The 954-nt window shown below is 35.3% G+C and carries 2 protein-coding genes; both read left to right on the forward strand.

Annotation, left to right across the window (positions count from 1 at the left end; all coding sequences use genetic code 11):
* Positions 1 to 212: 212 nt before the first annotated feature.
* Entirely contained in the window at positions 213 to 446 is a 234-nt protein-coding gene (locus tag Q1B07_RS26650; protein WP_299095836.1) for a hypothetical protein, read from the forward strand.
* A gap of 107 nt (positions 447 to 553) precedes the next feature.
* Entirely contained in the window at positions 554 to 736 is a 183-nt protein-coding gene (locus Q1B07_RS26655) for a hypothetical protein (RefSeq protein ID WP_299095838.1), read from the forward strand.
* The last annotated feature ends 218 nt before the right edge of the window (positions 737 to 954 follow it).

Raw genomic sequence — 954 nt, forward strand, 5'->3', positions numbered from 1 at the left:
TGAAGGTAAAGTACACCTTCTATTCCTGTTCGCCTTATGCTTGTCGCCGATAGGCAGGCGCCTTGCGCTTTTTTTACCATCTATATGACAGAAACGATTGAAGTACCTTCTTTACACCTCTGCATAAAATGCACTAAAAGAGCATTCCATATTTAACTTGTGGCTCTTTTTTACAATCTATAAGGCTAATCATAACCAGAGGTGTTTTTATTATGTTTGTGACATTGTTGTTTCCGTTAGTTATCCCATATGGAAATCCGTGTACAGCTCCTAATCCCAAAGCCCATGCTTTTAGGAAAGCAAAATTTTTCAGATGGGTTGAAACGGCAAAAAATGATTACGGTAGGTATCCGAATGTTCCATTATATATTTTTGAAAATGTCGAGAAACATCAGAGTACGCTTATTACGGGTGTGCAAACACCGGATCTCCCTTTGACACCGTAAGGCATTATTATTTTTTCTTAATATAAGAAAAATAAAAGGTGTCTTCATGAATAATTCCTTTCTTCTGGCAAAATATAAATAGAGAGTTGTTAGGAAGGGGGATGTTCGTGCAATTTGATCGTCAAAGAGACATAAAAATCACAACCCTGTTTTGGATTGCCATATTCGGCTTATTTCTAACCACTGTTTATTCTGCCATAATTGTAAATCAGGGGATACGTACAATGAGAAAAATTGATTTTATTTACTATCGTAATAAAAAAGACGCTGAGAGGGAAATGAAATCTTAATCATATGAATACATTCGCTGCCTGGAACATCATTCAGGCGGCTTTTTTATACGTTAAGCGTACTATGTCAATTACTTTTTTAATAATTTGGGTATACTTAATAAGCATCAACTAAAATTGTAAAAAAATGTAAGTTAGAAGCAACTGACAAGGAGCTCTATGAAAGTTATCCACTACTTCTCAGATCTGAAGCGGTAAACCTCGTTTCAATACTATAG

Source organism: uncultured Metabacillus sp. (genome assembly GCF_947503125.1).
In the GTDB taxonomy this organism is placed as follows: domain Bacteria; phylum Bacillota; class Bacilli; order Bacillales; family Bacillaceae; genus Metabacillus.